The sequence below is a fragment of the Pontixanthobacter sp. genome (genome assembly GCF_049682855.1).
Taxonomy (GTDB): Bacteria; Pseudomonadota; Alphaproteobacteria; order Sphingomonadales; family Sphingomonadaceae; genus Pontixanthobacter.
Genome location: NZ_JBAUIK010000002.1, coordinates 120,118 through 143,865 on the forward strand (window position 1 = coordinate 120,118; position 23,748 = coordinate 143,865).

The 23,748-nt window shown below is 58.3% G+C and carries 24 protein-coding genes; 17 read left to right on the forward strand and 7 right to left on the reverse strand.

All coding sequences use genetic code 11. From position 1 onward, the window contains the following. Positions 1 to 66 precede the first annotated feature (66 nt). Positions 67 to 1,347, reverse strand: coding sequence for a dicarboxylate/amino acid:cation symporter (locus WA922_RS00945; RefSeq protein ID WP_424769800.1), 1,281 nt, complete (start codon positions 1,345 to 1,347; stop codon positions 67 to 69). A gap of 134 nt (positions 1,348 to 1,481) precedes the next feature. Here WA922_RS00945 and glmM point away from each other — a divergent pair, with 134 nt between their 5' ends. The 3 genes from glmM to thiD are packed head-to-tail and all read left to right on the forward strand — an operon-like array spanning position 1,482 to position 4,173. Beyond that, positions 1,482 to 2,819, forward strand: coding sequence for a phosphoglucosamine mutase (gene glmM, locus WA922_RS00950; protein WP_424769801.1), 1,338 nt, complete (start codon positions 1,482 to 1,484; stop codon positions 2,817 to 2,819). Continuing rightward, positions 2,819 to 3,043, forward strand: coding sequence for a DUF1272 domain-containing protein (locus WA922_RS00955; RefSeq protein WP_424769802.1), 225 nt, complete (start codon positions 2,819 to 2,821; stop codon positions 3,041 to 3,043). The genes glmM and WA922_RS00955 overlap by 1 nt, the downstream gene beginning before the upstream one ends. Continuing rightward, positions 3,040 to 4,173 (forward strand): bifunctional hydroxymethylpyrimidine kinase/phosphomethylpyrimidine kinase, encoded by a 1,134-nt coding sequence (thiD, locus tag WA922_RS00960; protein ID WP_424769803.1) that lies wholly within the window; start codon positions 3,040 to 3,042, stop codon positions 4,171 to 4,173. The genes WA922_RS00955 and thiD overlap by 4 nt, the downstream gene beginning before the upstream one ends. A 6-nt stretch (positions 4,174 to 4,179) precedes the next feature. Here thiD and WA922_RS00965 read toward each other — a convergent pair whose 3' ends face one another. Beyond that, positions 4,180 to 5,055 carry an LOG family protein gene (locus WA922_RS00965; protein ID WP_424769804.1) on the reverse strand — a complete coding sequence of 292 codons (876 nt, stop codon included), beginning with the start codon at positions 5,053 to 5,055 and terminating at the stop codon, positions 4,180 to 4,182. A gap of 146 nt (positions 5,056 to 5,201) precedes the next feature. On the opposite strand from WA922_RS00965, the gene WA922_RS00970 reads away from it, so the two are divergent. Together WA922_RS00970 and WA922_RS00975 are read left to right on the forward strand one after the other, a co-directional pair. After that, the gene (locus WA922_RS00970; protein WP_424769805.1) at positions 5,202 to 6,440 is read left to right on the forward strand and encodes a Ppx/GppA phosphatase family protein; all 1,239 of its coding nucleotides are present in this window, start codon (positions 5,202 to 5,204) and stop codon (positions 6,438 to 6,440) included. 6 nt (positions 6,441 to 6,446) lie between these two features. Next, a complete protein-coding gene (locus WA922_RS00975) occupies positions 6,447 to 7,112 on the forward strand; it encodes an RlmE family RNA methyltransferase (RefSeq protein WP_424769806.1) in 666 nt (221 codons plus the stop codon). A gap of 87 nt (positions 7,113 to 7,199) precedes the next feature. Here WA922_RS00975 and WA922_RS00980 read toward each other — a convergent pair whose 3' ends face one another. Next, positions 7,200 to 7,838 (reverse strand): c-type cytochrome, encoded by a 639-nt coding sequence (locus WA922_RS00980; RefSeq protein WP_424769807.1) that lies wholly within the window; start codon positions 7,836 to 7,838, stop codon positions 7,200 to 7,202. A 184-nt stretch (positions 7,839 to 8,022) separates the two neighbouring features. Here WA922_RS00980 and WA922_RS00985 point away from each other — a divergent pair, with 184 nt between their 5' ends. The 8 genes from WA922_RS00985 (at position 8,023) to bla (ending at position 16,249) form a co-directional block, all read left to right on the forward strand. Beyond that, positions 8,023 to 8,922: a prephenate dehydratase gene (locus WA922_RS00985; protein ID WP_424769808.1), complete on the forward strand. Its 900-nt coding sequence runs from the start codon at positions 8,023 to 8,025 to the stop codon at positions 8,920 to 8,922. A 98-nt stretch (positions 8,923 to 9,020) separates the two neighbouring features. Further along, a complete protein-coding gene (locus tag WA922_RS00990; RefSeq protein WP_424769809.1) occupies positions 9,021 to 9,695 on the forward strand; it encodes a hypothetical protein in 675 nt (224 codons plus the stop codon). Positions 9,696 to 9,700: 5 nt separating this feature from the next. After that, entirely contained in the window at positions 9,701 to 11,065 is a 1,365-nt protein-coding gene (locus WA922_RS00995) for a DUF4350 domain-containing protein (RefSeq protein ID WP_424769872.1), read from the forward strand. Positions 11,066 to 11,078: 13 nt separating this feature from the next. Then, positions 11,079 to 12,035 carry an AAA family ATPase gene (locus WA922_RS01000; RefSeq protein ID WP_424769873.1) on the forward strand — a complete coding sequence of 319 codons (957 nt, stop codon included), beginning with the start codon at positions 11,079 to 11,081 and terminating at the stop codon, positions 12,033 to 12,035. An 11-nt stretch (positions 12,036 to 12,046) separates the two neighbouring features. Then, positions 12,047 to 13,375 (forward strand): DUF58 domain-containing protein, encoded by a 1,329-nt coding sequence (locus tag WA922_RS01005; RefSeq protein ID WP_424769810.1) that lies wholly within the window; start codon positions 12,047 to 12,049, stop codon positions 13,373 to 13,375. Further along, a complete protein-coding gene (locus WA922_RS01010; RefSeq protein WP_424769811.1) occupies positions 13,372 to 14,442 on the forward strand; it encodes a stage II sporulation protein M in 1,071 nt (356 codons plus the stop codon). The genes WA922_RS01005 and WA922_RS01010 overlap by 4 nt, the downstream gene beginning before the upstream one ends. Beyond that, on the forward strand, positions 14,439 to 15,359 hold the full coding sequence (locus WA922_RS01015; RefSeq protein ID WP_424769812.1) for an RDD family protein: 921 nt from the start codon (positions 14,439 to 14,441) through the stop codon (positions 15,357 to 15,359). The genes WA922_RS01010 and WA922_RS01015 overlap by 4 nt, the downstream gene beginning before the upstream one ends. Next, positions 15,356 to 16,249, forward strand: coding sequence for a class A beta-lactamase (gene bla, locus WA922_RS01020; RefSeq protein WP_424769813.1), 894 nt, complete (start codon positions 15,356 to 15,358; stop codon positions 16,247 to 16,249). Before WA922_RS01015 ends, bla begins: the two co-directional genes overlap by 4 nt. Positions 16,250 to 16,338: 89 nt before the next feature. Here the strand turns inward: bla and WA922_RS01025 are convergent, their stop codons facing one another. Beyond that, positions 16,339 to 17,451, reverse strand: a complete 1,113-nt coding sequence (locus WA922_RS01025) for an isoaspartyl peptidase/L-asparaginase family protein (RefSeq protein ID WP_424769814.1) — start codon at positions 17,449 to 17,451, stop codon at positions 16,339 to 16,341. Positions 17,452 to 17,588: 137 nt separating this feature from the next. Here WA922_RS01025 and WA922_RS01030 point away from each other — a divergent pair, with 137 nt between their 5' ends. From WA922_RS01030 to WA922_RS01040, 3 genes are read left to right on the forward strand one after another with little or no spacing between them, the layout of a single operon-like run. After that, on the forward strand, positions 17,589 to 18,845 hold the full coding sequence (locus tag WA922_RS01030; protein WP_424769815.1) for a mechanosensitive ion channel: 1,257 nt from the start codon (positions 17,589 to 17,591) through the stop codon (positions 18,843 to 18,845). Between the two features lie 56 nt (positions 18,846 to 18,901). Then, positions 18,902 to 19,420: an N-acetyltransferase family protein gene (locus tag WA922_RS01035; protein WP_424769816.1), complete on the forward strand. Its 519-nt coding sequence runs from the start codon at positions 18,902 to 18,904 to the stop codon at positions 19,418 to 19,420. Positions 19,421 to 19,441: 21 nt separating this feature from the next. Further along, positions 19,442 to 20,395, forward strand: coding sequence for an SDR family NAD(P)-dependent oxidoreductase (locus WA922_RS01040; protein WP_424769817.1), 954 nt, complete (start codon positions 19,442 to 19,444; stop codon positions 20,393 to 20,395). Here WA922_RS01040 and WA922_RS01045 read toward each other — a convergent pair whose 3' ends face one another. The 3 genes from WA922_RS01045 to WA922_RS01055 all read right to left on the reverse strand — a co-directional run bounded on the left by WA922_RS01045 (position 20,396) and on the right by WA922_RS01055 (position 23,054). Then, a complete protein-coding gene (locus tag WA922_RS01045) occupies positions 20,396 to 21,322 on the reverse strand; it encodes an alpha/beta hydrolase (protein ID WP_424769818.1) in 927 nt (308 codons plus the stop codon). It abuts the gene before it with no gap. Between the two features lie 80 nt (positions 21,323 to 21,402). Next, complete coding sequence (locus WA922_RS01050) at positions 21,403 to 22,197, reverse strand: putative DNA-binding domain-containing protein (RefSeq protein ID WP_424769819.1); 795 nt, start codon at positions 22,195 to 22,197, stop codon at positions 21,403 to 21,405. Positions 22,198 to 22,208: 11 nt separating this feature from the next. Then, on the reverse strand, positions 22,209 to 23,054 hold the full coding sequence (locus WA922_RS01055) for a DUF692 domain-containing protein (protein WP_424769820.1): 846 nt from the start codon (positions 23,052 to 23,054) through the stop codon (positions 22,209 to 22,211). Positions 23,055 to 23,447: 393 nt separating this feature from the next. On the opposite strand from WA922_RS01055, the gene WA922_RS01060 reads away from it, so the two are divergent. Continuing rightward, the gene (locus tag WA922_RS01060; RefSeq protein WP_424769821.1) at positions 23,448 to 23,732 is read left to right on the forward strand and encodes a DUF2282 domain-containing protein; all 285 of its coding nucleotides are present in this window, start codon (positions 23,448 to 23,450) and stop codon (positions 23,730 to 23,732) included. Positions 23,733 to 23,748 lie beyond the last annotated feature (16 nt).

Genomic DNA, 23,748 nt, shown 5'->3' on the forward strand with positions numbered 1-23,748 from the left:
TGGATGTGCTTCAAAAATGTATGGTTGCCTTTTCAACGCACGTCGCGCGAAAGAGTTGCATATAGATCACGTCTTATTACGAAGGCGGTCGACGGTCGCCGTGACAGAAACATTCATGGTCACATTGGCTAAGGTTCGCATGATATCGGGCAGCATCTCTACTGCCACCAATAACGCCAGCGGCTCGACCGGCACACCCATAGCCAGAGCGATCGGGCCGATCGATACCACAAAGCTGATCGATCCGGGCAGACTGACCGATCCAACGCTGATGATGAATGCCACCGCAATCCCGATCATTAGTACCGAAAATGTCAGATCAATTCCGGCCAGATTTGCAACATAGATAGCGACTGCCATATTCATAGCCGGACTGGTCGCGCGGAATATCGCTACAGCCAGCGGCAACACGAAGTCTGCGGTCGCATCGGGAATGCCGAGCCGTTTTGCACTCGCCAGCATAGCGGGAAGGCTGGCGAGCGAGCTTTGCGTCGAAACCGCCACCGCCTGCGATGGCAAGATGCCTTTTGCAAACCTGAGCGGAGATATCTGCGCGCCGAGGGCCGCCAGCGCATAGGCGGCAGCCAAAACGCAGCCGCCCATCGCTGAAACCACCAGAATATAATGCGCAAGCGTTGCAAATGCGCCGCCACCACTGCGGGCACCAACACCGACGGCCAGCGCAAACACACCAATGGGTGCAAGCCACAGAACCCAGCCGATGATCGTCAGCATCGCATTGGCGAGTGCGTGAAAGAAACCGATCAGCGTGGCGCGCTGCGCATCGGGCAATCGCGCAATCGCAACTGCGAACAGGGCAAAAAATATCGTCAGCGGCAACATGGCCGTCTCCGCTGCCGCCGCCACCAGATTGGGAGCAATTAGCGATTCCGCAAACGCCCAGATCTCGGGCACCTGCTGGGCCGCGACCGGTTGGAGCGCCAGCATGGATGCTGCGGCTTCGGGTATGGGAAAAATGCCCAGCAGTACGGGCAATAACAACGCCGATACTAAACCGCTAAATACCAGAACCGCGAACACCAATACCAGGAATGTCCGCGCTGTTGCCCCTGCCCGCGCGGCCTGTGCCATTTGCGAAATACCAAGGATTAGCAACGCCGCAACAAGAGGGATGATCGTCATCTGCAAACCGCGTAACCACAAGGTTCCAACAAGATTGATCGGCTTTGCCGCGATCTCCAGAATGTCGCTGCCTGACAGCAGCAATCCCAATGTCAGACCTGCTATCAAGCCGCCAAACGTCCACCACACCGGCAGGCGGATGGACACCAGCTCTACTGGCTGCGGGGCCGGCAGGTCGGCTGTGTCATGCGTTTCGCGTGTCAATTCATGTCCCCAAACTCGGCTATGATGCGCGGTTTTACGATTGCGCTCTTCACATTGCCGCCTAATCGCGCCAGAAGCCCGTGGCAAATCTGCACGCTGCTTGCGGTGTGCTTTGACCTTTAGGATGGGGCATCATGACACGTAAGTTTTTTGGCACGGACGGTATTCGCGGGCGCACCAACAACGGCGTGATGACTGCGGAGATCGCCATGAAAGTGGGACAGGCTGCGGGCCGGCATTTCATGCGCGGCGATCACCGCCACCGCGTAGTAATCGGCAAAGACACCCGGCTGTCAGGCTATATGATGGAAAGCGCGCTGGTAGCGGGGTTTACCAGTGTCGGCATGGATGTGATTATGACTGGCCCTCTGCCAACACCGGCGATTGCGCTGCTGACCAAGGAAATGCGTGCCGATATGGGCGTCATGATCTCTGCCAGCCATAATCTCTATGAAGATAACGGCATCAAGCTGTTTGGCCCCGACGGATTCAAATTGTCCGACGCGGATGAACTGGCCATCGAAAAGGCGATTATGTGTGAACAGGAACTGGCGCCTCCCTCCCGCGTCGGACGTGCACGGCGGATCGATGATGCACAGGGCCGCTATATCCACGCGGTGAAGCAGTCGGTTTCCGACGAAACCCGATTTGACGGTCTGAAAGTGGTGGTCGATTGCGCCAATGGAGCCGCATATCAGGTCGCACCATCGGCAATCTGGGAATTGGGCGCGGAAGTTATTGCGCTGGGCGTTTCGCCCAATGGCACCAACATCAATGACGGGGTCGGATCAACTTCGCTCGGCGCTTTGAAAGCCAAAGTCGTCGAAGAAGGCGCAGCCATTGGCATTGCGCTGGATGGGGACGCAGACCGGCTGATTGTGGTCGATGAGAAAGGCCAGACCGTTGATGGCGATCAACTGATGGCGCTGATCGCCACCCGCATGCACGAGAAGGGCGATCTACGCGGCGGCGGGCTGGTCGCCACTGTTATGTCCAATCTCGGCCTCGAGCGATATATGGGATCGCAAGGCTTGAAGCTGGAACGCGCCAAAGTCGGGGACCGCTACGTGCTCGAAAAAATGCGCGCAGGCGGCTATAATGTGGGCGGCGAACAATCCGGCCATATGATCCTGATGGACTATGCCACCACTGGTGACGGGACCACTGCCGCATTGCGCGTTCTTGCCAGCCTGGTCCGGTCGGGAAAAAAAGCCAGCGAGCTGATGCATCTGTTCGATCCGGTTCCGCAATTGCTCAAGAATGTTCGCTATGCAGGCGGAAAGCCGCTCGACGATGATACGGTCAAAGGCGTGATCGCACAGGCGGAACGTGAACTGCAGGGCACTGGCCGTCTGGTTATCCGCCCTTCAGGAACCGAACCGGTTATCCGCGTGATGGCCGAAGGCGATGATGCTGATCAGGTTGAGCGCATTGTGGACCGGATTTGCGATGCTGTGCGAAATGCCGCCTGATGCTGGAGATGCGCCCAGATTGTGAACGCTGCGGCGCAGATACACCAGCCGCCGCGCCGGGCGTGTTTATTTGCAGCTTTGAATGTACGTTCTGCGCCGAATGCGCCAATGGAGTAGATAATGTGTGCCCCAATTGCGGCGGCGCATTGCTGGACCGCCCGACGCGGAGCAGAAAACTGCAAGAGACTTACCCTGCAAGCACAATACGGAAATTCAAAAAGTGAGCGCCAAGCCTGCCCGCATCCTGTCAATCGCCGGTTCGGACAGTTCGGGCGGTGCGGGAATTCAGGCCGATATCAAGACCATCACCATGCTGGGCGGTTATGCGATGACCGCCGTCACCGCCATCACCGCGCAGAATACTCTGGGCGTGCATTCAGCCGAAATACTCAGCGCGGATATGGTCGCAGCCCAAATTGACGCCTGTATTAATGATATGGGTGTCGATGCGGTCAAGATCGGCATGCTTGGCGCGCCGCAGATTGCCAATATTGTGGCAGACCGGCTGGAACAGCTTGCTGTGCCAATTATTTTTGATCCGGTGATGGTGGCGACCAGCGGCTCGGTGCTTGCTGATAGCGATACGATTGCCGCATTCGAACGGCTGTTGAGCATCGCTGCTCTAACGACGCCAAATTTGGCAGAGCTCGACGCTTTGGGCGGTGACAGTGCGATGGCGCAGCGCCGCGTCGCATATCTTGCAAAAGGCGGCGATAGCGGCAAGGACACGTTGACAGATCGCCTGATCCGGCCGGGCAGAGATGAGCTCCGGTGGTCCGCCGAACGGATCGAAACGCGCCACACCCACGGTACGGGTTGCACTTTATCCAGCGCCATCGCGACCTTCATGGCGTCGGGCTTGGCACTCGGCCAAGCCATCGAACGCGCGCGCGAATTCGTCCGGCTTGCGCTGTATGATGCGCCCGGTTTTGGCGCACAATCGGGGCCGCTTGGCCATCAGGCTGTACGCATGGATCTTATCGGAGAACCGCGCCTCAACCAGATCACATTGGCCGCAACCAATTATCAGGAAGCCGTGCTGTTCTACCGCGCGATCGGCCTGACCCAGATCGTCGATAGCCCTGCCAACGGCTACGCCAGGTTTGAAAGCGAAGGCGGGGTCACTGTGTCCATCTCCACCGGTCACGGTGGAACCGGCGCGGCATCAATATATCTCGAATGCCTAGATGTTGATGCTTACACCGCCATGCTGCGTGAGCACGGCATCGCTTGCCCTGCCCCGGCGGATCAAAGCTGGGGATGGCGCGAAAGCTGGATCACTGACCCTGGCGGCAATCGCGTATGTTTCTATCAAGCAGGCGAAATTCGCCGCTATCCGCCGTGGCGTATTTAGCGCGGCCTACCGGTCCAATTCGTAAAATTCGGCTATATGTTTCCATGCATCTTCAGCAGTTTCGCACCAGTGGAACAACTTTAGATCATCATGATTGATCGTGCCCTCGTCGGCCAAAGCTTCCAGGTCGACAACACGGTTCCAGAAATCCTTGCCAAACAGCATGATCGGGATCGGCTTCATCTTGCCGGTCTGGATCAATGTGAGCAGTTCGAAAAATTCGTCGAATGTGCCGAACCCGCCGGGGAACACCGCCACCGCGCGCGCGCGCAGCAGGAAGTGCATTTTGCGCAATGCGAAATAGTGGAAATTGAGCGAGAGGTACGGCGTAACGTAGGCGTTGGGCGCTTGTTCATGCGGCAGGATGATATTGAGGCCGATCGACTCGGCCCCGGCATCGGATGCACCGCGATTGGCCGCTTCCATAATTGAGGGACCACCGCCGGAACAGACCACAAATTGGCGCTTGCCATCCTCAATGATCGATTTCTCGCTGACCATTTTGGCCAGGCGGTAGGCCTCCTGATAATATTTCGCTTTCTCGGCGAGCTTGTGCGCCACGGCTTTCTTTTCCGGCAGCGCATTGGCCACCAGTTCTTCGGCATTTTCCGGTGAGGGAATACGCGCGGAACCGTACATCACCAATGTCGAGCCGACACCTGCCTCGTCAAGCAGCATTTCCGGCTTCAACAATTCCAGCTGAAACCGGACCGGGCGCAATTCCTCGCGCAGCATGAAGTCTGTGTCGCGGAAAGCGAGCTTATAGGCCGGATGTTCGGTTTGCGGCGTGCTCTCCGGGCAATCTTCAGTAAACCGCGCCTCTTCCTTGGCAGGGTAGAATTTGCGGCCGGAAATGTCGTGATCGGATTTTTTGTTTGTCATGCTGTCCGCATTAGGCGGCTGACCAATTGCGGGCAAGCGAGCAAACGCGCCGGCCTATACAGGCCCTTGCCCAAACGTCTCTGGCGAGCTAGCATCGTATCAAGTCCTCGCGAATATCCGCGAGAGGTTAATGAAAGTACCACAAAATGGCGGATTTCTCTCCGCCGGACAAACATAAAAGGACTGGCCAAAGAGGGGCCGAGAAGTCCGGCAAGGTAGCAGATTTTCGCTACCGCTCCCCCTCCCAGTCCGCCGCCGCCCTTTCTGCCAAGCGTAAGCGCGCTAAAGGCCGTAATCCTGCGCCTGGTGACACGTCATCCGGATATGCGGGCGGGCGCGGCCCGGATACACCCGCATTTCACACGCCGCATCACCGCAAGCAAGCCTATGCCGCGCTCGATCTGGGTACCAATAATTGCCGCTTGCTCATCGCGCGCCCGTCTGGCGAAAACTTCACCGTCATTGATGCCTTCAGCCGGGTGGTGAAATTGGGCGAAGGGTTGGCGATGTCGGGCAAGCTGAGCGATGCCGCGATGGACCGGACATTGGCCGCACTGGAAGTCTGCGCGGAAAAGCTGCGGCGGCGCAATGTCCATCTGGCACGCTCTGTCGCAACAGAGGCATGCCGCCGTGCCGCCAATGGGCCTGCCTTTATCGAACGGGTGAAGGACCATACCGGCATTGCGCTCGACATTATTTCTGCAGAGGAAGAAGCGCGGCTGGCTGTATTGGGCTGCTATGTATTGCTCGAAGGCGGTGAAGGCCCGGCCGTTATTTTCGACATAGGCGGCGGGTCGACCGAGCTCGTGCTGATCGAACCCGGTGACAAAATACCGCGCATCATTGATTGGCAGAGCGTGCCGTGGGGCGTGGTATCGCTGACCGATACAGTTGGGCGGTCAGAAGGCAGCCGGGATCAGCGGCTTGCCAAATATACCGAAATGCGCCGGGTCGTCAGCGAGAGTTTTGCTCCGTTTGCGGATCGGATTGCCGTTCGCGCCTCTGCGGGCCAGGATATCCGTTTGCTGGGTACCAGCGGTACGGTCACCACGCTTGCCAGCCTGCATTTGCAATTGCCGCATTATGACCGGCGGGAAGTGGACGGGCTGATTGTACCTGCCGACGCCATGCGCGGGATCAGCACTATGCTGTCGGAACTCTCACCGGCAAAACGCGGTGAACTGCCTTGTATCGGAACCGACCGGTCTGATCTGGTGGTGGCTGGCTGCGCGATACTGGAATCGATCATGGACATTTGGCCAGCGGTCAATCTGGGTGTCGCCGACCGGGGCATTCGTGAGGGTATCTTGCGCAGCCTGATGGCCGCCGATGCGGAAGGCGAGCAGTGCCGCCAGAATTTGCGCGGTGTCCGCGATGCAAAATGACGCATCATGACCAGACCCGGCAAAGACACCAGTCGGCGCGTCAAAACCGGCAAGGGACGCACTGCCTCGCAAGTGCGCTGGCTCGAGAGGCAGCTCAACGATCCTTACGTCAAACAAGCGAAGGCCGATGGCTACCGTAGCCGCGCAGCCTATAAGTTGATCGAACTGGATGATAAATTCACACTGTTGCACGGTACCCGGCGCATAGTCGATCTGGGCATCGCGCCGGGCGGATGGGCGCAAGTGGTCCGCAAACGGGCACCGAAAGCGGCAATCGTCGGGATTGATCTGCTGGAGACTGACCCGATTGACGGTGTCACCATATTGCAGATGGATTTCATGGACGATAATGCTCCAGCCGTTCTAAAAACTGCGCTCGGCGGGCCGCCTGACCTGGTTCTATCCGATATGGCCGCAAATACAGTCGGGCATAAACAAACCGATCATTTACGCACGATGGGGCTGGTTGAGGCGGCTGCGTACTTCGCCACTGAAACGCTGTCAGACAAGGGAGCATTTGTAGCTAAGGTGCTTGCAGGCGGCACCGATGCTGAACTGCTTGGCTACCTCAAGCGGCACTTCAAAACGGTGAAGCACGCCAAGCCACCCGCCAGCCGGAAAGGCTCCTCAGAATGGTACGTCGTCGCCCAGGGGTTTAAAGGCCGGGAGTAGACACCGCGTGACAGAGCGTGGCAGAGCGCAGTCCCGCAAATAGAGAGCCGGCTAAACACTCCGGCAGAAGCTGCTGCCAGACAGAGTTCACTCGCTCTCGGCTAGCGCAGCGTCGCCTTCTTCTGCTGCATCTTCGACACTGGCCTGAGCGGATGCCATTTCGGCGTCAATCGGCTCTTCGGCGTCAGCTGCTTCAGGTGCAGCAACCACTTCGGGTAATTCCGGGCCGCCGCCGTTGGCAAGCATGTACAGTATCACATTGGCGCGGTCTTCAGGCTTGCCCAGACCGGCGAAGCTCATTTTCGTGCCATTGGCGAAACCGCGCGGGTTTTTGAGCCAGGCATTCATCTCATCAAAGCCCCAATTGCCGCCTTTTTCCGCGAGTGCAGAGCTGTATGCGAAGCCAGAGGCGTGCTTGCCGATCGGCAAACCCAAAATCCCATAAAGGTTCGGGCCAATACCCTGCGCACCGCCTTGATTGATCGAGTGGCAGGCCGAACATTTTGCGAAAACTTTCTCGCCCGCTGCGGCATCACCGGCTGCCAGCAGTTCCGCCAAAGACGGACCGGAGTCCGCGCCTCCGCCCGCATCGGCGACTTCAATAGCGTAGCCCATCACTTCAGGACGTTCTGTATCAAACACTTTCGATGAGATATATGACAGACCCAAAGCGATAATGCCTGCAAACAGGACCCATCCGGAGGCAGTGTTGAAACGATCATCCATGCGTAAATTCCGCGTATACAGTTATTTTGTGTAGCTGCGCCCTAATGATTGCGCAGAGAGACTGCAAGACCTTCCATTGCACCAATTGTTGCACATGCTGCACCGATTAAGGCATTGTGCGCCAGCTTGCGAATATCCGCCTTGCATATTGCCCCGGCGCAATCACGCGGTTAGGCGGTGCGCGATGCACAGCTTTCCCAAACCCGCGCTCGCAATGGTCGAGCAGATGCGACAGGCGGCCTCTGCCCGGCCCGAGCAGGCTGTCGCCTTCCAAGGCTCGCCCGGCGCCAATTCGCACCGCGCGGCCAATGAATGGGCACCTGAATCGCTGCCATTGCCGTGTTTCAGCTTCGCCGACGCAATTGATGCGGTGAAAGAGGGGCGCGCCGGATGTGCGATGATCCCTATCGATAATTCGCACGCCGGACGGGTGGCGGATATCCATTTCCTGCTACCCGAAAGCGGCTTGTCGATTGTGGGCGAACATTTCCTGCATATCCGCCATGCCCTGATGGCTGTTCCCGGTGCGAAGGGGCCGTTAAAGGCGGCCTACAGCCACCCCCACGCGCTGGCGCAGAGCCGCGCGTACCTGCGCGATCGCGGAATGGTGCCGTTGAGCTTCGCCGATACGGCCGGTGCAGCCGCTCATGTTGCGCAGCTCGCCGACGAAAGCGTCGCGGCTATTGCCCCAGTTCTGGCCAGCGATCTTTACGGTCTTGAGATTGTCGAAAACAATGTCGAAGATACACAGGATAATACAACGCGGTTTGTGATTTTGTCACGCCAACCGCTTGATCCCGCAGTTTTAACGGAGGGGACCGTGATGACCACGCTGATCTTCGAAGTGAAAAACATTCCCGCCGCTCTGTATAAGGCGATGGGCGGCTTCGCCACCAATGGGGTCAATATGACCAAGCTGGAAAGCTATCAGAAGGGCACGAGTTTTTCTGCCACGACATTTTATGCGGATATCATCGGCGCACCGGGCGATCCGGCGGTCGACCGCGCGCTGGAGGAGCTCGCCTTTCATTGCAAGGAACTGCGCTTACTCGGCTCCTATCGCCAGGCCCGTGTGCGCGGATGAACAGTCCAGTGGGGTAATCCTCAAAAAGAGGTCAAAAACGCAATAACCAGTCACTTCTATGACTTGCGCGGCCTACTGCGCTCTGCCACCACCGATCGGTGAGCACGGCAGCCCGCCCCATTGCAACAGATGTCTCTGCAAACAGCGGACATTATGGCGCATCCTCTTATCAGGATGTGCGCAGCGATGGTTCCATCCAATATGCCCCGGCTGAACAGCCTGCGCCGCCCGAACCGCCAGGCTGGCTGGCTGATCTGGGCGAATTTCTGTCAGAATTTCTGGGCCCTATTGGTCAAGGACTGGTGTCAATCTGGCCGGTTCTGAAATGGGTTTTGCTGGCCGGTGCCGCAGCACTGCTGGTGTATATTCTATGGCAATTGCTTGCCCCGGTGTTTGGTCGGCAGCCGCACCGCTCGTCTGCTAAGCCAGAGGACTGGGCACCTGAAGAAGGTGAGGCACTGGCATTATTGAGCGAGGCGGACCGGTTGGCTGCTACGGGCAATTATGATGCAGCGACACATCTGTTATTGCAACGCAGCGTCGGACAGATTGCGGCGGCGCGTCCCGATTGGGTGGAACCATCGAGCACTGCGCGCGAACTCGCGGCTTTGCCTGCTCTGCCCGCCGCAGCGCGCAGCGCCTTCGGCATTATTGCCGAGCGCGTCGAAACCAGCATATTTGCGCTGAAAATGCTGGGCAGCGATGACTGGGAAACGGCCCGCGCAGCCTATGCGGACTTTGCGTTGCAAAGTTTGCGCGGAACGCCGCCGTGACCTTCATGGCCGCGGCTCGCACGGGCGCAAGCTTGCAGCCGGGCACCGCCCCGCGCCCATTTGATCCAAAGGTCGTGTTCGGGGTGCTTCTATTCGGGGCCATCGCCTTTGTCGCGGCTCTGTATTTCATCGGAACTGGCCAGACCAATAGCGGTACCAATGACGGTGCAGCACATGGTGCTGGCAAAGGGCTGAACGGTTATGCAGCGATTGCCCGCCTACTCGAAGAAGACGGCCACTCGGTTACGCTGTCACGCAGTCAGGCCAAGCTGAAAGACACCGGCTTGCTGATACTCACTCCGCCCGCTTTTGCCGATGCGCAGGACATTACCTCTACCCTAAACGGACGCCGCTATACCGGACCGACGCTGGTGATTTTGCCCAAATGGTTTGCCAGCCAGACGCGGCCGTCCCTGACCGGCGCAGCACAGGACGGCTGGGTCGCACTCGCAGGAGTATCCACGCCAGGCTGGATCGCCGAGCTGGAGCGTCCGTTCGCAATGTCGGCCGTTATTTCCGATATGTCGCGCGAGCAGATACAGTGGGCCGGGCTCGGGAAAACGGGGCGGCTGCCTGTGCCGGATAAGACAATGTCGCTGCGAGGGGGCGATGTACGACCTCTGGTCACCAACCCTAACGGCGATGCTCTGGCGGGTTATGTGCAGGACGGCGCGCGCCCGGCAGCCGCAGAACCGGAATTTGATGATGATGGCTACCGCATCGACCGCGACGACAATGCCGGTTATGATGACGCTGCTTTTGGCGGTCAATATCATGGCGGCAAATGGCCGGTAATATTCGTCGCCGAACCGGATCTGTTCAACAATTACGGTTTTGCCGATCTGGCGCGCGCTGATCTGGCGCATCAGATTATCCACCTGGCGATGGGCGAAGAGGACCTGCCGATCATTTTCGATCTGACGTTGAACGGTCTGGGAACATCGGAAAATCTGCTGACGCTGGCATTTACTCCGCCATTTCTTGCCGCGACGCTATGCTTGGCCCTGGCAATGATGATTATTGCTTGGCGGGCCTTCCGCCGCTTTGGCCCACCCGTGGCGGAAGGCCGCGCGATCGCACTCGGCAAGGCCCGTCTGGTCCACAACAGTGCGGGGCTCATTCAGCGCAGCCAGCGTTTGCATTTGCTCAAAGGCCCCTATGCCTCAATGATCCGGGAACGCATTGTCGTCGCATTGGCTTTGCGCGCACCCGATGATGCCGCGATTGACAGGGCGCTGGCTAAACGCATGCCGGAGGCGCGGTCTTTTTCGCAGTGCTCCGCCGATTTGCGCAGCGCCCGAAATCCGCAAGAATTGTTACGCGCCGCCGCTGCGCTTAAGTCGCTCGAAAAAAGACTTACCGAAGGATGATCGTCAAATGAGTATGAGTTTAGCCGATGTGCGCAGCATGGCGCGGACCATCCGGAACGAAGTGGGTAAAGCTGTCGTGGGGCAGGACGAGACGATTGATCACTTACTGGTTGCGCTGATCAGTCGGGGCCACGTTCTGCTGGAAGGCCCGCCGGGAACCGCAAAAACTTTCCTTGCACAGTGCTTTACTGCCGCTTTGGGGCTGGATTTTGGGCGCATCCAGTTCACGCCTGATCTGCTGCCGGGAGATATTCTGGGGTCTAACCTGTTCAATTTCCAGACCAGCCAGTTCACTTTGACGCGGGGGCCGATTTTCTGCGAATTGCTGCTGGCTGATGAAATCAACCGTACACCGCCCAAAACCCAGGCGGCCTTGCTGGAAGCGATGCAGGAGCGGCGGGTAACGCTGGACGGTGAAACCCACAGGCTGCCCGACCGCTTCATGGTGGTCGCAACGCAGAACCCGATTGAGAATCAGGGCGTATATCCCTTGCCAGAGGCACAGCTGGACCGCTTCCTTTTCAAACTGATGGTCGATTACCCAACGCTGGAGCAGGAAACCGCCATTGTCACGCGTTTTGGTGATAAAACCGGTCCGCAACGCGCCAATGATTTTGGTATTGCGGCGGTTACCGATCCCAGGAAATTGGGCGAAGCCAGTGCGGCCCTTGCGAGCGTTACAGTGGCAGGAGAGATCACCGATTATATCGTCCGGCTGATCCGCTCGACCCGCGAACATGCCGAACTTTCCAGCGGCGCCAGCCCGCGCGCTGCGGTACTGCTCGCCAATGCCGCGCGCGCGCGGGCGGCATTGGAAGGGCGCGATTACGTGATCCCCGATGATGTCAAAGCCCTTTCGGCATCCGTGCTGCGGCACCGGTTGGTGCTGAGCCCCGCTGCCGAAATCGAGGGGCGCCGCGTGGAAGATCTGGTCGACGGGCTGGTCGAAAGCACGCAAGCACCACGCTAAGGCTCTATCGCGTGAACTTCCCCATCCTCCCCACCGGCCGAACGGCATGGCTGGCAGCATTGGCCGCCCCGGTTGCGATTGTCGTTGCCGCGACCGCGCCGGGTGCGTGGGTCATTGTTCCAGCCGCCGCAGTCAGTCTGATGTTGCTGGTGATGCTGGATGGCACGCTCGCCGGGCGACTGGTTTCGTGGCGGATCATTCACCCCGCCGATTGCGAAGTCGGTGAACCGGTGAAGCTCGGGGCTCTCGCTGAGTTTGCAGGACGTGCGTCAGGCTCTGCGCCGAAAATTGTGCTGCAGGTGGACACGCGGTTGGCGGACACCGGCTGCGCTCAGATGCAGCTGGCATATTCGACTGACGATGACAGCTGGCATGGCGAAATCGAACCCGTGCCAACGCGGCGCGGAACAGCATCGATCGATCAGATGTGGCTGCGCTGGTCCGGTCCGCTGGGGCTAGGGGCGCGGCAGATTACGCACGTGCTGGATCAAGAAATCCGCATTTGGCCTGACCTGTCGCCAATCCGCTCACCCGAATTGCAAAACTATCTCCGCGACGCGCAGTTCGGCCTGATCGCGCGGCGCATACGCGGTGAGGGAACGCAGTTTGAGGCGCTGAGCGAATATCATCCGGGCATGGATCGCCGGCGGATCGACTGGAAAGCCAGCGCGCGCCACACCAAACTTTTTGCCCGAGAAAATGAAAGCGAGCGCAACAACCAGATCGTATTCGCGTTCGATTGCGGACACGCCATGTGCGAACCGGTGGCAGGTTTGCCACGGATAGACCGCGCCGTCACCGCCGCACTTACCGCATCCTATGTTGCGTTGAAAGGCGGTGACCGGGCGGCATTGTTCGGGTTTGCCCGGCGCCCTAAAATGATGACGCCCTTTGTTGGCGACACGCGCGCATTCTATCAATTGCAGTCCGCCGCAGCAGGTCTTGACTATCATGCAGAGGAACCGAATTTCACGCTCGCTCTCGCATCGCTGACCGCGGCATTGCAGCGCCGTTCACTGATCATATTGTTCACCGATTTTACCGATTCAACCGGGGCGGAAATGATGATCGAAAGTGTCGGGCGCCTGGTGGAAAAACACCTGGTTCTTTTCGTCACAATCGAAGACGCAGAACTAGCGGACATGGCAGATATCGAACCGGGCAGTGTGGATGATCTGGCTGTCGCGGTTACCGCTGATACACTTGCCCGCCAACGCGCTATAGTGTTGCAGCGCCTGCGCCAGATGGGGGTTGATATCATCGAAGCGCCGTGGGATCAGATCGGGTACCGGCTGATCGATTCCTACCTTGATATCAAACGCAGCGGGGCGATCGGATGAAGGTGCCCAAACTCGCCATATTCAATCGCGAACATGAAATCGTAACGCCGCCTTCGATCGAACAGGCCGCACTCAGGTCAGACCGGTTCCGGCTTGAGCGCGAGAGCGACTGGCGGCGACTTGAGGGTATTCTTGCGCGGCTGGAAAAAGGCCGTTTGCGCACCTTGCCCGACGAGGATTTGCTGGCGCTGCCAGCCTTATACCGGATGGCCGCATCTAGCCTTGCGGTCGCGCGCGAAACATCGCTGGATGCTGCAACATTATCGTATCTGGAATCGCTGGTGCAACGGGCCTGGTTTCAGGTGTACGGCCCGCGCTACGGCCTGTTTGCCTGGATGCGCAAATTTCTTGGCGGACAGCTTAGCCGCGCGATCCGGGCAATCTGGCTGGACATCTGTATTGCGCTGTTCGTGATGGTCGCGGGCGCGGTCACCGGGTGGCTGCTGGTGGCGCAGGATACAGAATGGTATTTCCGGCTGGTCCCGGGCCAGTTTACCGACAGCCGCGTACCCGGCGCGAGCCGCGAGGTATTGCTGGACACGCTGAAAGTGGAAGAAAGCGCATCGGGGCTGTCTGCTTTTGCGGCGCAGCTATTCACCAATAATGCCGGTGTCTCGATACTCGCCTTTGCGCTCGGGTTTGCATTTGGTATCCCCTCGCTAATGCTGCTGGTCCACAATATGGCGGTGCTGGGGGCGATGCTGTGGCTGTATAACAGTCAGGGGCTGGCGTGGGAATTTGCCGCGTGGCTGAGCGTACATGGGACAACCGAACTATTCGCCATATTGCTCGCCGGAGCGGCGGGAATGCATATCGGACGGAAAATGGCCTTTCCGGGCACACAATCGATTCTGGCCGCAGCAGCACAAAGCGGGCAGCGCGCGGCGCAAGTGATGGTGGGCGTGGTGATGATGCTGATATTCGCGGCATTGCTGGAAGCATTTCCGCGGCAATTGGCTGGCACTGAAGCGCGGGCAACTATCGGCATATTTATGCTGCTGTTCTGGGCCGCGTATTTCTTTTTCTATGGCCGCGAGACGACCTTAAAATCGGGCACCGCGCCATGAGCGCAGCACGTTTGACCCAGCAATCGCGCGAACGGCGTGCCAGGCGGCAACGGGTAATGGTGACACCGGAAGGTGTCGCCTTGCCTCTGACAATAGCATCGCGCGCGAACCGTGCGGGCGCTTTGATGCTCGATTTTCTGCTTCTTGTGCTGGGCACCATAACGCTGACGGTTGCGCTGATATTTATTGCAACAGGTACATTCGTCGAAGCCGGGCTGGACGGTATGCCCGGATCGGCAGAATTTCTGTTCGTGTTCTGGGCGCTTATGTGGTTTATCACCTGGAATGGATATTTCATGTTCTTCGAAATGGGCCCGCGCGGGGCGACCCCGGGCAAACGTATAGTCGGCGTCCGTGTGGCATCGCGCGATGGCGACCGGCTTAGCCCCGAAGCCGTGGTGGCGCGCAATCTGCTGCGCGATATAGAGCTTTTTGTGCCTCTGGTACTGATACTCAGCGCGCCGTCGGGCAGTGGCGGACTGGCGGGATGGGCAGCCGCTGCGTGGTTTTTGGTGTTCCTGCTATTCCCGTTATTCAACAAAGATGCGATGCGCGCAGGAGACGTTATCGCAGGAACCTGGGTCGTTGATGCGCCCAAGCACACGCTGGTTGATACATTGTCTACCCAGGGCGCAGCCGCCGCCGGTTCGAGTGCGGTCACCGGCGTCCAGTACATATTCGGCGATAGCGAACTGTGCGTCTATGGCGAATATGAATTGCAAGTGCTGGAACGGGTTTTGCGCGATGATAAGCCGGAGGCGATTGATGCAGTTGCCGAAACTATCTGCCGCAAAATCGGTTGGAACCCAGGAGCAGGTGATGAGCGCGCCTTTCTGGAGGCATTCTATGCCCAGCTCCGCGCGCGGCTGGAAACCGATATGCGGTTCGGCAAACGCAAAGCCGATAAATTTGCATGATGCCTGATCGCCGCCAGTTCCTCGCCGGATCATCGGCCGTGCTGGCTTCGGCATGTGTCCCGCTTGATACCAGCGCAACCGGCCGGATCACATCAAGGCTGCGGATCATTGAAGCGAGCGCGCAGGGCACGTTAGGTGCGGCAATACTCAATACGGCTACCGGCGCGATCACGACCTATAATGGCGCTATGCGGTTCGGGCATTGTTCATCCTTCAAGCTGTCGCTCGCCGCGATGGTTTTGCAGTTGGATGCCGCCGGAACAATTGATGCTGACGAGCAAATCCGCTGGAGCGCAGACGATCTCATGTTCGTCTCCCCTTTCACCACGCGGCGGTTGGAACAGGGTGCCAGCCTGCGCGAACTGGCCGAGTACACTCAGAAATATAGCGACAATGCTGCGGCCAATATTTTGCTGAAACGGCTTGGCGGGCCAGCGCGGTTGACACGGTTCTGGCGCGCGCTTGGCGATCAAACCAGCCGCCTTGACCGGATGGAACCTGAATTGGGCAATGTTCCGCCGGGTGAAATGCGCGACACAACAACGCCCCGCGCAATGGCCCAAACGCTGGCGACGGTGCTTTATGGTGATGCATTGCCGGAAAACAGCCGGAGCATTTTGAAGCAATGGATGGTCGATACGCCGACCGGACTGGACCGGGTCCGCAAGGGTCTGCCAGACACATGGCGTGCAGGCGACAAAACTGGCACATCGATCTGGCCCGGCATGGGCAGTCTGTATGTCGATATCGGGTTTGCCGAACCGCCGTCACACGCGCCGCTGACATTCGCGGCCTATTACCGCGCGCGGGGCACCCATGCCGCAATGGACCCCGCTTCGCTTGATGTACTGGCGCAAGTGGGCCGCGTGATCCAAAGCATAGCAAGATGATAGGGCCCGGCGATAGGCATAGCTGCTGACAGCGGCGGCCTGTTCAGGAAAATCGCCGCGCCCGGAACAGGCATCAGGAAGGTATCGCCTTACTCGTCTGCAAAGATCGCCACTTCATTCATTCCTTCACTTGTCGCGCGGCCGCGATACATGCCCTGCGTATTGAAGCTGAACACTGCATGCCCATCGGGCGTCACGACAATAACACCGCCATACCCGCCAAGATCTTTCACCTCCGCCATTACGGCATCGACTTCTTCCTGAACCATATCGCCCGCCAGGCCAAACTCGCTGGCATGTACCATATAAGACGCCATACCGTCTTCACCCAGCGGAACGGCGGCTTGCGCTTTATCCATTTCGGCGCGGAACCTATAGCGTAGCCGTGTACAGATTTCCTGCGCCACGCCCACCCGAATGAAATATTCGCCTGTCCCCGTAGCAGACACGGCGCAGGACCGGTTATCGGCATAGGTACCCGCACCGATCACCGGCACATCCCCAATCCGGCCCCAGCGTTTGCCGGTCAGACCGCCGGTAGACGTACCCGCCGCCAGATTGCCGTCCTGGTCCATCGCGACTGCACCAACAGTGCCAAATTTATGATCCACATCCGCTGCGCTCAATAATCGCGCTTTCATCCGTTCCAGCGATTCTAAGCGGCGCTGTGTCGCGAACCATTCTGGCGGAGCCCGCTCCAGTCCGGCATCGCCCGCAAATTCTTCCGCACCTGCGCCGCTCAGGAACACATGGCGGCCATCGCGCATGATCGCATTGGCCAGCAGAATGGGGTTTTTCACTGATGAGATGCCAGCCACCGCACCGGCTTGGCGTGTCTCGCCATCCATCAAGGCCGCGTCCAGCTCGTTCGTGCCCTGCCAAGTGTATACCGCCCCGCGACCGGCGTTGAATTTGGGGTCATCTTCCAGCGGCACAATCGCCGCCTGTACAGCATCCAGCGCTGTGCCGCCATTCTTGAGAACATCTGACCCGGCATCCAAGGCAGCCGCAAGTGCTGCCTTATAGCTGGCTTGCTCCCTCGCTGTCATTGCGCCACGGTCGATCGTGCCCGCGCCGCCATGCACCGCAATGGACCAATCGCCTGTGTCCGCCCTATTTCCATCTTCGGCGCTGACAAATGATGATAATGTCGCTAAGGACAATGCGAAAAATGCGGCCAAAAATGTAAAATGGTGGTTCATAGGGGTGCAATTCTGCGTTAAATGGTGCACTTTACCGGCATTCGGATGCATTTGTCACAATACGCACCAGCAAGGTGTTACGCGCAAATCAATATGGTGCCAATGACGGCACGCACGAACTTCAGGGGATTAGACTTATGCCACTTGGCGATTATCAATTTGATCAGGAGCTAGCACTTAATCTCGCCCTGACCGGCGCGAAGGCGCTTGCGATCCTATTTGTCACATGGCTGCTTGCGAAAGCTGCCAAATGGACATTTGCAAAACTTGTCGACAAGATTTCTCTTCTCCAGCGCGGCACATCGGGTGGTACGTCCGTGGGCGAATCGCTGGGCAAAATCGTGTCGCTGTTTATCTGGCTGTTCGGGCTTCTCGCCATACTGCAGGTGTTTGAGCTGGACGGTGTTGCTGGACCGATCAACAATCTGCTCAACACCATGATGGGTCTGCTCCCCAATCTTATTGGCGCGGGGCTGCTGCTGTTTATCGGTTTGATGGTGGCGGGTATTGTGCGCGATATCGTCGTCACAGCGATGCAAACTGTTGATTTGGACAAATGGGCGAACAAGGGCGGCGTCGATAATGTTACCGGGAACACGACTATCAGCAGGACCATCGGGACTGTCGTTTACGTTCTGATTGCCATTCCAGTGGCCATAGGCGCTCTGGGCGTGCTGAACATCGCCGCCATCTCGGTTCCCGCGACCGAAATGCTTGGCATGATCTTGGGCGCAATTCCCAACATTATCGCTGCGGGTATCTTGCTCGGCGTTGGGTACATGATCAGCAAATTCGCCGTCGGTATTCTGACAGATTTGCTGTCAGGCCTCGGCATTGATCGCTCGGTTGATGCGATGGGACTGCTTCCAGCAAGCACCAGCGCATCCAATGTCATTGCGCGGATCGTACAGATCGCGATTATTCTGTTCTTTGCCATTGCTGCGACGAAACTGCTCGGCTTCCCTGAATTGACCGCTATTCTGGACCAGATTCTTGAACTCGGCGGCAGCGTGATGTTTGGTGCGGTCGTGATCGGGGTTGGCTTCCTGATTGCCAATCTGCTTTCCCGTATCGTTGGCGGGGCCAGCGATGCCAGCCCCGCAGCTGGCATAGTGCGTTATGCGACGATCCTCCTCTTCACATTTATGGGCCTGCGTTTCATGGGTGTGGGCGAAGAGATCGTGGATATGGCATTCGGCGCATTGGTTATTGGCGGCGCAGTTGCCGGTTCGCTCGCATTTGGTCTTGGTGGCCGCGATTGGGCAGCCAGGAAGCTGGAGCAAATGGACGGTGATGCGCTGGCAAAGGCATCGGCTAAAGCACCGGCCCAAACACCGGCTAAGGCACCGGTCAAAAAGCCTGCACCGCGCAAAGCGGCACCCAAAGCGAAATAAACGCATTGGAATGGCCCTTCACAACAAGGGACCGATAGAGGTAGGGGCGCAGGGTAATGATCCTGCGCCCCGCTTTTTTGGAAGACATACCCGCCCTTGCAGAACTGGGCCGCACCAGTTTTTGCGAAAAATTTGCGCATCTGTATTCAGATGAAGATCTCGCCCGCTTCCTGCAGCAAGTCTATTCGGTCAGCGGCGTTACCGGTGATTTTCACGAACCCAACTTCGTCTATCGGTTGGCAGAGGACACCACCGGCCTGATCGGCTATTGCAAAATCGCCATTGAAAGCGGCTATTCCGAATATTCAGACGCGAAGAGGCCAATGGGCCTGTATCAGCTCTACACTGCCCCCGGCCGCACGGGGGAGGGCATCGGTGCCGCGCTGACCGATTGGGCATTGGCTCAGGCGCGTGAACATGCCGCCGATGCGGTGCAACTGTCAGTCTATAGCGAGAATTACGGTGCACAGCGGTTCTATAAACGCTACGGTTTCCAAAAAATTGCGGATATCGGTTTCTGGGTCGGACAGCAGCGCGACGCAGAGTTTCTGTACGAGCTGAGACTGAATCCATAACCGCCTGTTCAGGAGTGAATTATGAGCAATTTTGGCGCGGCCAGCACCGCTGACGACGTTCTTGAAGGCCAGGATCTGACAGGAAAACTGGCATTTATCACTGGCGGTGCATCGGGTCTGGGCCAAGAAACCGCCCGCGCTATGGCCGCCAAGGGAGCGCAGGTGATTATCGCGGGGCGCGATCCGGGTAAGCTGGGTGAGGCCGCAGCCGCAATCAGGGAAGGCAGCGATAGCGTTCTGGTCGAAACGATCCTGTGCGATCTCGCTTCGCTGGACAGCATCCGCGCATGCGCCAAATCCGCCGCCTCCCGTTTTGACCGGATCGATCTGCTGATCAATAATGCAGGTGTAATGGCCTGCCCCTTTGCCAGAACAGCGGACGGTTTTGAAATGCAGTTCGGGACCAACCATATCGGCCATTTCCTGCTAACCAATCTGCTCATTCCGCTTATTAAGAAAGGGGACCAACCCCGCATCGTCAACCTGTCCAGCCGCGGCCACCATCTCGATCAGGTGGATCATGATGACCCGCATTTTGACCATCGCGACTATGAAAAATGGGCCGCTTATGGTCAGTCAAAAACCGCCAATATTCAGTTCACCGTCGGGCTGGAGAAAAGTCTCGCTGAGCACGGTATCCATTCCTACGCTGTGCATCCCGGCGGGATAATGACCAATCTTGGCCGCCATATGACTGACGATGACATGAAATGGATGATGGCGCGTTTCAAGTCCGAAGGCGGCGATGGGCCCAAGCTGAAAACGATCCCCCAAGGCGCGGCCACCACCTGCTACGCCGCCACAGCCGCCGAACTTGCCGGTACCGGCGGCGTCTATTTGGAGGATTGTCATATTGCCAAGGTGGATGATACCGACACAAATGGCAGCGTCCGGTCCTATGCGCTCGATCCGGTCAAGGCTGAACGGCTGTGGGACATATCCCAAGCGATGGTTGGCGAGAGTTTCGCCTATTGATCATGCGTCCAGAAACGCTTTTACCACGGCGAATGTATCCCTGGCCTCGCGCGTAAAGGTCAGCGCCATATAGACATGCGGGCTGCCTTCATATTCATACAGCTGGGCCGGCACGCCTGCCGCCCGCGCTTTGGCGGTAAAGGTACGGCTGTCGATCACGAACAGATCATGCCGCCCCTGGAAAATCGCGATGGGCGGCAGGCCCGCCAGGTCCGCGAATAGCGGGCTGGCATAGGGATGGTCGGTGCCGCGGTTCCCGGCCCACCAGCGTCCGAGTAAAATAATGCTGTCCACATCCAGCATCACATCGACATCATTGATCGCCCGGGCTGCCGGATCTCTCAAACCCATATCGAGCCAGGGCGCGAAGGGGATGAGCTTAGCGGGCAGAGACTTGCCTGCATCGCGCCGCTGCAAGGCCAGCGACAGCGCCATATTGCCGCCCGCACTGTCACCGCTTAACGCGATTTTATCGTCACCCCATTCGGCAGCGACTTTCTCATACACCGCGTCCGCCTGCTTGTTGGCCGGATGATAATCATGTTCGGGAACAACATTGTAAAGCGGGACGGAAATACTCGCGCCGGTATGTTCGGCCATCGCTGCCACCAGCGGCCAGTGTTCCTTGAACATCGGCAGAAAAAAACCGCCGCCGTGCCAGTAGATGATATGCCACTCACCCCTGCCCGCTTTGGGATGCAGGGTGACCACCGCCTGCCCTTCTGCTTCCCAATGTTCAACCTGAAAGCGCGCATTGAAGCGGCCCGGCATTGGCGCATCGCGCGGGGGTTTGCGAATGGGAACACTGGCCCTGATCGCTTGCGCATCGCCAAAATCGCTGCCGCGTTTGGCAATTATCCATTCCATCAACCGCATACGCAGGCTGGGTTTGGCAAAACGTAATTCGAAAGGCTGCTCGGCGCTCACGCATCATCTCCCTGTGGTGAAGGCAGAGAGCGGCATTGGCGGCCAAAGGTCAAGCGCGGCGAACGCTTACGCCCTGCACTCTATCGGGAGACAGAGGCAATCAAACCATTATGCAGCCAGCGGCCAAACATCGCCCCGGCCTCTGCAATCGCGGCAGCTTCGCCCAGCCTATCGAGCAGGAACGCGCACATCTCGCCGTAAGACGCGCCGCCAGTTACCAATTGCAGGGCCTGGCCTTCCATTTCAGATCCAGCCATAAATACCGGCTTTTCGCCCTCGCGCCATAGGATCAAGCTCGCGGGGTCGATCGGTGCGATCTGCGGATGGCTGACCGCATCATTGCTGCCAGCATGATCACCGGCACTATCATGGTCAAGATACGTCCACAGCGCAGTGATGTCATGCCGGACAGTGCGGTGGGCGGTGCCAGGCAGAAAAACGATCCGCAGCGCGCCCCAGTCATCCTCGCTGAAAGATGCTGCCAACCGCTCAAAATCTGCTGCTGTCATCGGCTGGACATCAGCCGCCACATAGGCCCGGTGCATCGCCCATTCGAGCCAGGCCAGCTCTGCCACTTCGGGATTATCAGCAAATAGTTCTGCCAAAATCTCGGAAAAGCCGTGGCCTGCATCATCCAAAGTCCAACCACAGGGCGGGCTGTGGATCAGATGATGCGCCGCAGCCTTACGGAAGCCGTCATCACCCACCCATTTCGCAGTGCGTTCATAGGTTTCGCGCAAGGCGCCGACCAGCCGTGCACGGTAGGTATTGCGGTAGATATCCAGACCGGCAGCATGGCTGTCCGTCCAGCCACCGGGCAATGCGCGGCCGTCCTCCAGCACATGCGCCATGATGTCCCGCTGGCGCTGAGCCAATGAATGCGCGCCTACCACTGCACAGCGGCCGCGTGCTGGGCCGGCGGGTCCACCAAAGTCCGTGCGCGGCCCAGCTCCGTCAGTAACTCGCTTATCGCCGGAATATCGCCATCGCGCTCGATCATGACAGCAACATCGCCCAGTAACAGGCGCGCTTTGGTATAAAGCTGCCATACGCCGTCACATACTGGCTGGTCATGCGTATCAATTTTGATCTCGCCATCAGTGTGACCGGCCAGATGTACCTGCCGCACGCGGTCCGCAGGAAGCCCGGCGATATAGTCATCAGCAGAAAAACCGTGATTATGCGCGCTGACATAGATGTTGTTGATATCGAGCAGCAGATAGCACCCGCTGCGCAGAGACATGGCGGAAATGAATTCCCATTCGGTCATATCATCTTCGGGAAACACCATATAGCTGGACGGGTTTTCAAACAGCATCGGCCGTCCCAGCGTTTCCTGCGCATGATCGATATTGTCGCACACCACATCCAGCGCCTCTGCCGTATAAGGCAGCGGCAAGAGATCATGGCTGTTATGCGCGCTGGTCCGCGTCCAGCATACATGGTCCGACACCCACAGCGGATCGATGCGGTTCGCCAGCATTTCCAGCCGCGCGAGATATTCGCAGTCCAGCCCGTGCGCCGATCCGATGGACATTGATACACCGTGCAGAATCACCGGCATTGTCGCGCGGATATCTTCCAGTGTGCGCAACGCGCTGCCGCCATCGACCATAAAATTTTCAGATATGACCTCGACAAAATCCACCGGGACATCGCCGCGCAGAAAATGTTCATAATGTGGACGGCGCAGACCCAACCCAAACCCGGAAAAAGATGCGATACTGCTCATGAAGCGTCCTTGTTTGTAATGACGGCCCGGTGGTGTGTGGGGGAGGGTTGGATAACCACCAGGCCGCCAAAAACCGGCCAGACGGATGCCTGGCCAATTCAGCCATATCTCTGCGCTGATCCCGGCTCCCCGCCGGCCAGCGCCTGAACAGTCTCATGCCGTTTCAACAGTCTCGTCCAGGTTTCGTTTTATTCTGCACATGTCCGCATGGGACACCCGCTTGTTCGGCGGCCCAGGGAAAAGGTTACAGATCGTCTTGAAGATAAAACTTTGCGCAAATGTGTAACGCTTCGCCGGTCACCGCCGAACTCCATGATGTTCCCGGCACATACCGGGCCAATCGCAGAGCCATTCTGAGGATTTGCGATAGTGCGATCATCAAGGAGAATAAGGATGAACAAGAACTCAGTAGCCCGCATCGCCGGTCTCGCTCTGGCAGCAAGTGTCACAGCCGGCCTGACCATATCCCCGGCAGCAGCGCAAAGCGGCGCGAAAGAAAAATGTTACGGCGTTGCCAAGGCCGGAAAAAACCATTGCGCAGCAGGGCCAGGTACAAGCTGTGCGGGTACATCAACGCGCGATTATCAGGGTAACGCCTGGTCGCTGGTCGCCAAGGGTACCTGCGAAACGATCAAGACACCCAAAGGCAACGGCTCATTAAAGCCAATCCGCCGCTAGGTTCTGGCCGCGATAC

Bases quoted from the DNA above. Each gene is read 5' to 3' on its own strand.
- glmM (WP_424769801.1), top strand. From the start codon at position 1,482: ATGACACGTAAGTTTTTTGGCACGGACGGTATTCGCGGGCGCACCAAC.
- WA922_RS00955 (WP_424769802.1), top strand. From the start codon at position 2,819: ATGCTGGAGATGCGCCCAGATTGTGAACGCTGCGGCGCAGATACACCA.
- WA922_RS00965 (WP_424769804.1), bottom strand. From the start codon at position 5,055: ATGACAAACAAAAAATCCGATCACGACATTTCCGGCCGCAAATTCTAC.
- WA922_RS00970 (WP_424769805.1), top strand. From the start codon at position 5,202: ATGGCGGATTTCTCTCCGCCGGACAAACATAAAAGGACTGGCCAAAGA.
- WA922_RS00975 (WP_424769806.1), top strand. From the start codon at position 6,447: ATGACCAGACCCGGCAAAGACACCAGTCGGCGCGTCAAAACCGGCAAG.
- WA922_RS00980 (WP_424769807.1), bottom strand. From the start codon at position 7,838: ATGGATGATCGTTTCAACACTGCCTCCGGATGGGTCCTGTTTGCAGGC.
- WA922_RS00985 (WP_424769808.1), top strand. From the start codon at position 8,023: ATGCACAGCTTTCCCAAACCCGCGCTCGCAATGGTCGAGCAGATGCGA.
- WA922_RS00995 (WP_424769872.1), top strand. From the start codon at position 9,701: ATGGCCGCGGCTCGCACGGGCGCAAGCTTGCAGCCGGGCACCGCCCCG.
- WA922_RS01000 (WP_424769873.1), top strand. From the start codon at position 11,079: ATGAGTTTAGCCGATGTGCGCAGCATGGCGCGGACCATCCGGAACGAA.
- WA922_RS01010 (WP_424769811.1), top strand. From the start codon at position 13,372: ATGAAGGTGCCCAAACTCGCCATATTCAATCGCGAACATGAAATCGTA.
- WA922_RS01015 (WP_424769812.1), top strand. From the start codon at position 14,439: ATGAGCGCAGCACGTTTGACCCAGCAATCGCGCGAACGGCGTGCCAGG.
- bla (WP_424769813.1), top strand. From the start codon at position 15,356: ATGATGCCTGATCGCCGCCAGTTCCTCGCCGGATCATCGGCCGTGCTG.
- WA922_RS01025 (WP_424769814.1), bottom strand. From the start codon at position 17,451: ATGAACCACCATTTTACATTTTTGGCCGCATTTTTCGCATTGTCCTTA.
- WA922_RS01030 (WP_424769815.1), top strand. From the start codon at position 17,589: ATGCCACTTGGCGATTATCAATTTGATCAGGAGCTAGCACTTAATCTC.
- WA922_RS01035 (WP_424769816.1), top strand. From the start codon at position 18,902: ATGATCCTGCGCCCCGCTTTTTTGGAAGACATACCCGCCCTTGCAGAA.
- WA922_RS01040 (WP_424769817.1), top strand. From the start codon at position 19,442: ATGAGCAATTTTGGCGCGGCCAGCACCGCTGACGACGTTCTTGAAGGC.
- WA922_RS01055 (WP_424769820.1), bottom strand. From the start codon at position 23,054: ATGAGCAGTATCGCATCTTTTTCCGGGTTTGGGTTGGGTCTGCGCCGT.
- WA922_RS01060 (WP_424769821.1), top strand. From the start codon at position 23,448: ATGAACAAGAACTCAGTAGCCCGCATCGCCGGTCTCGCTCTGGCAGCA.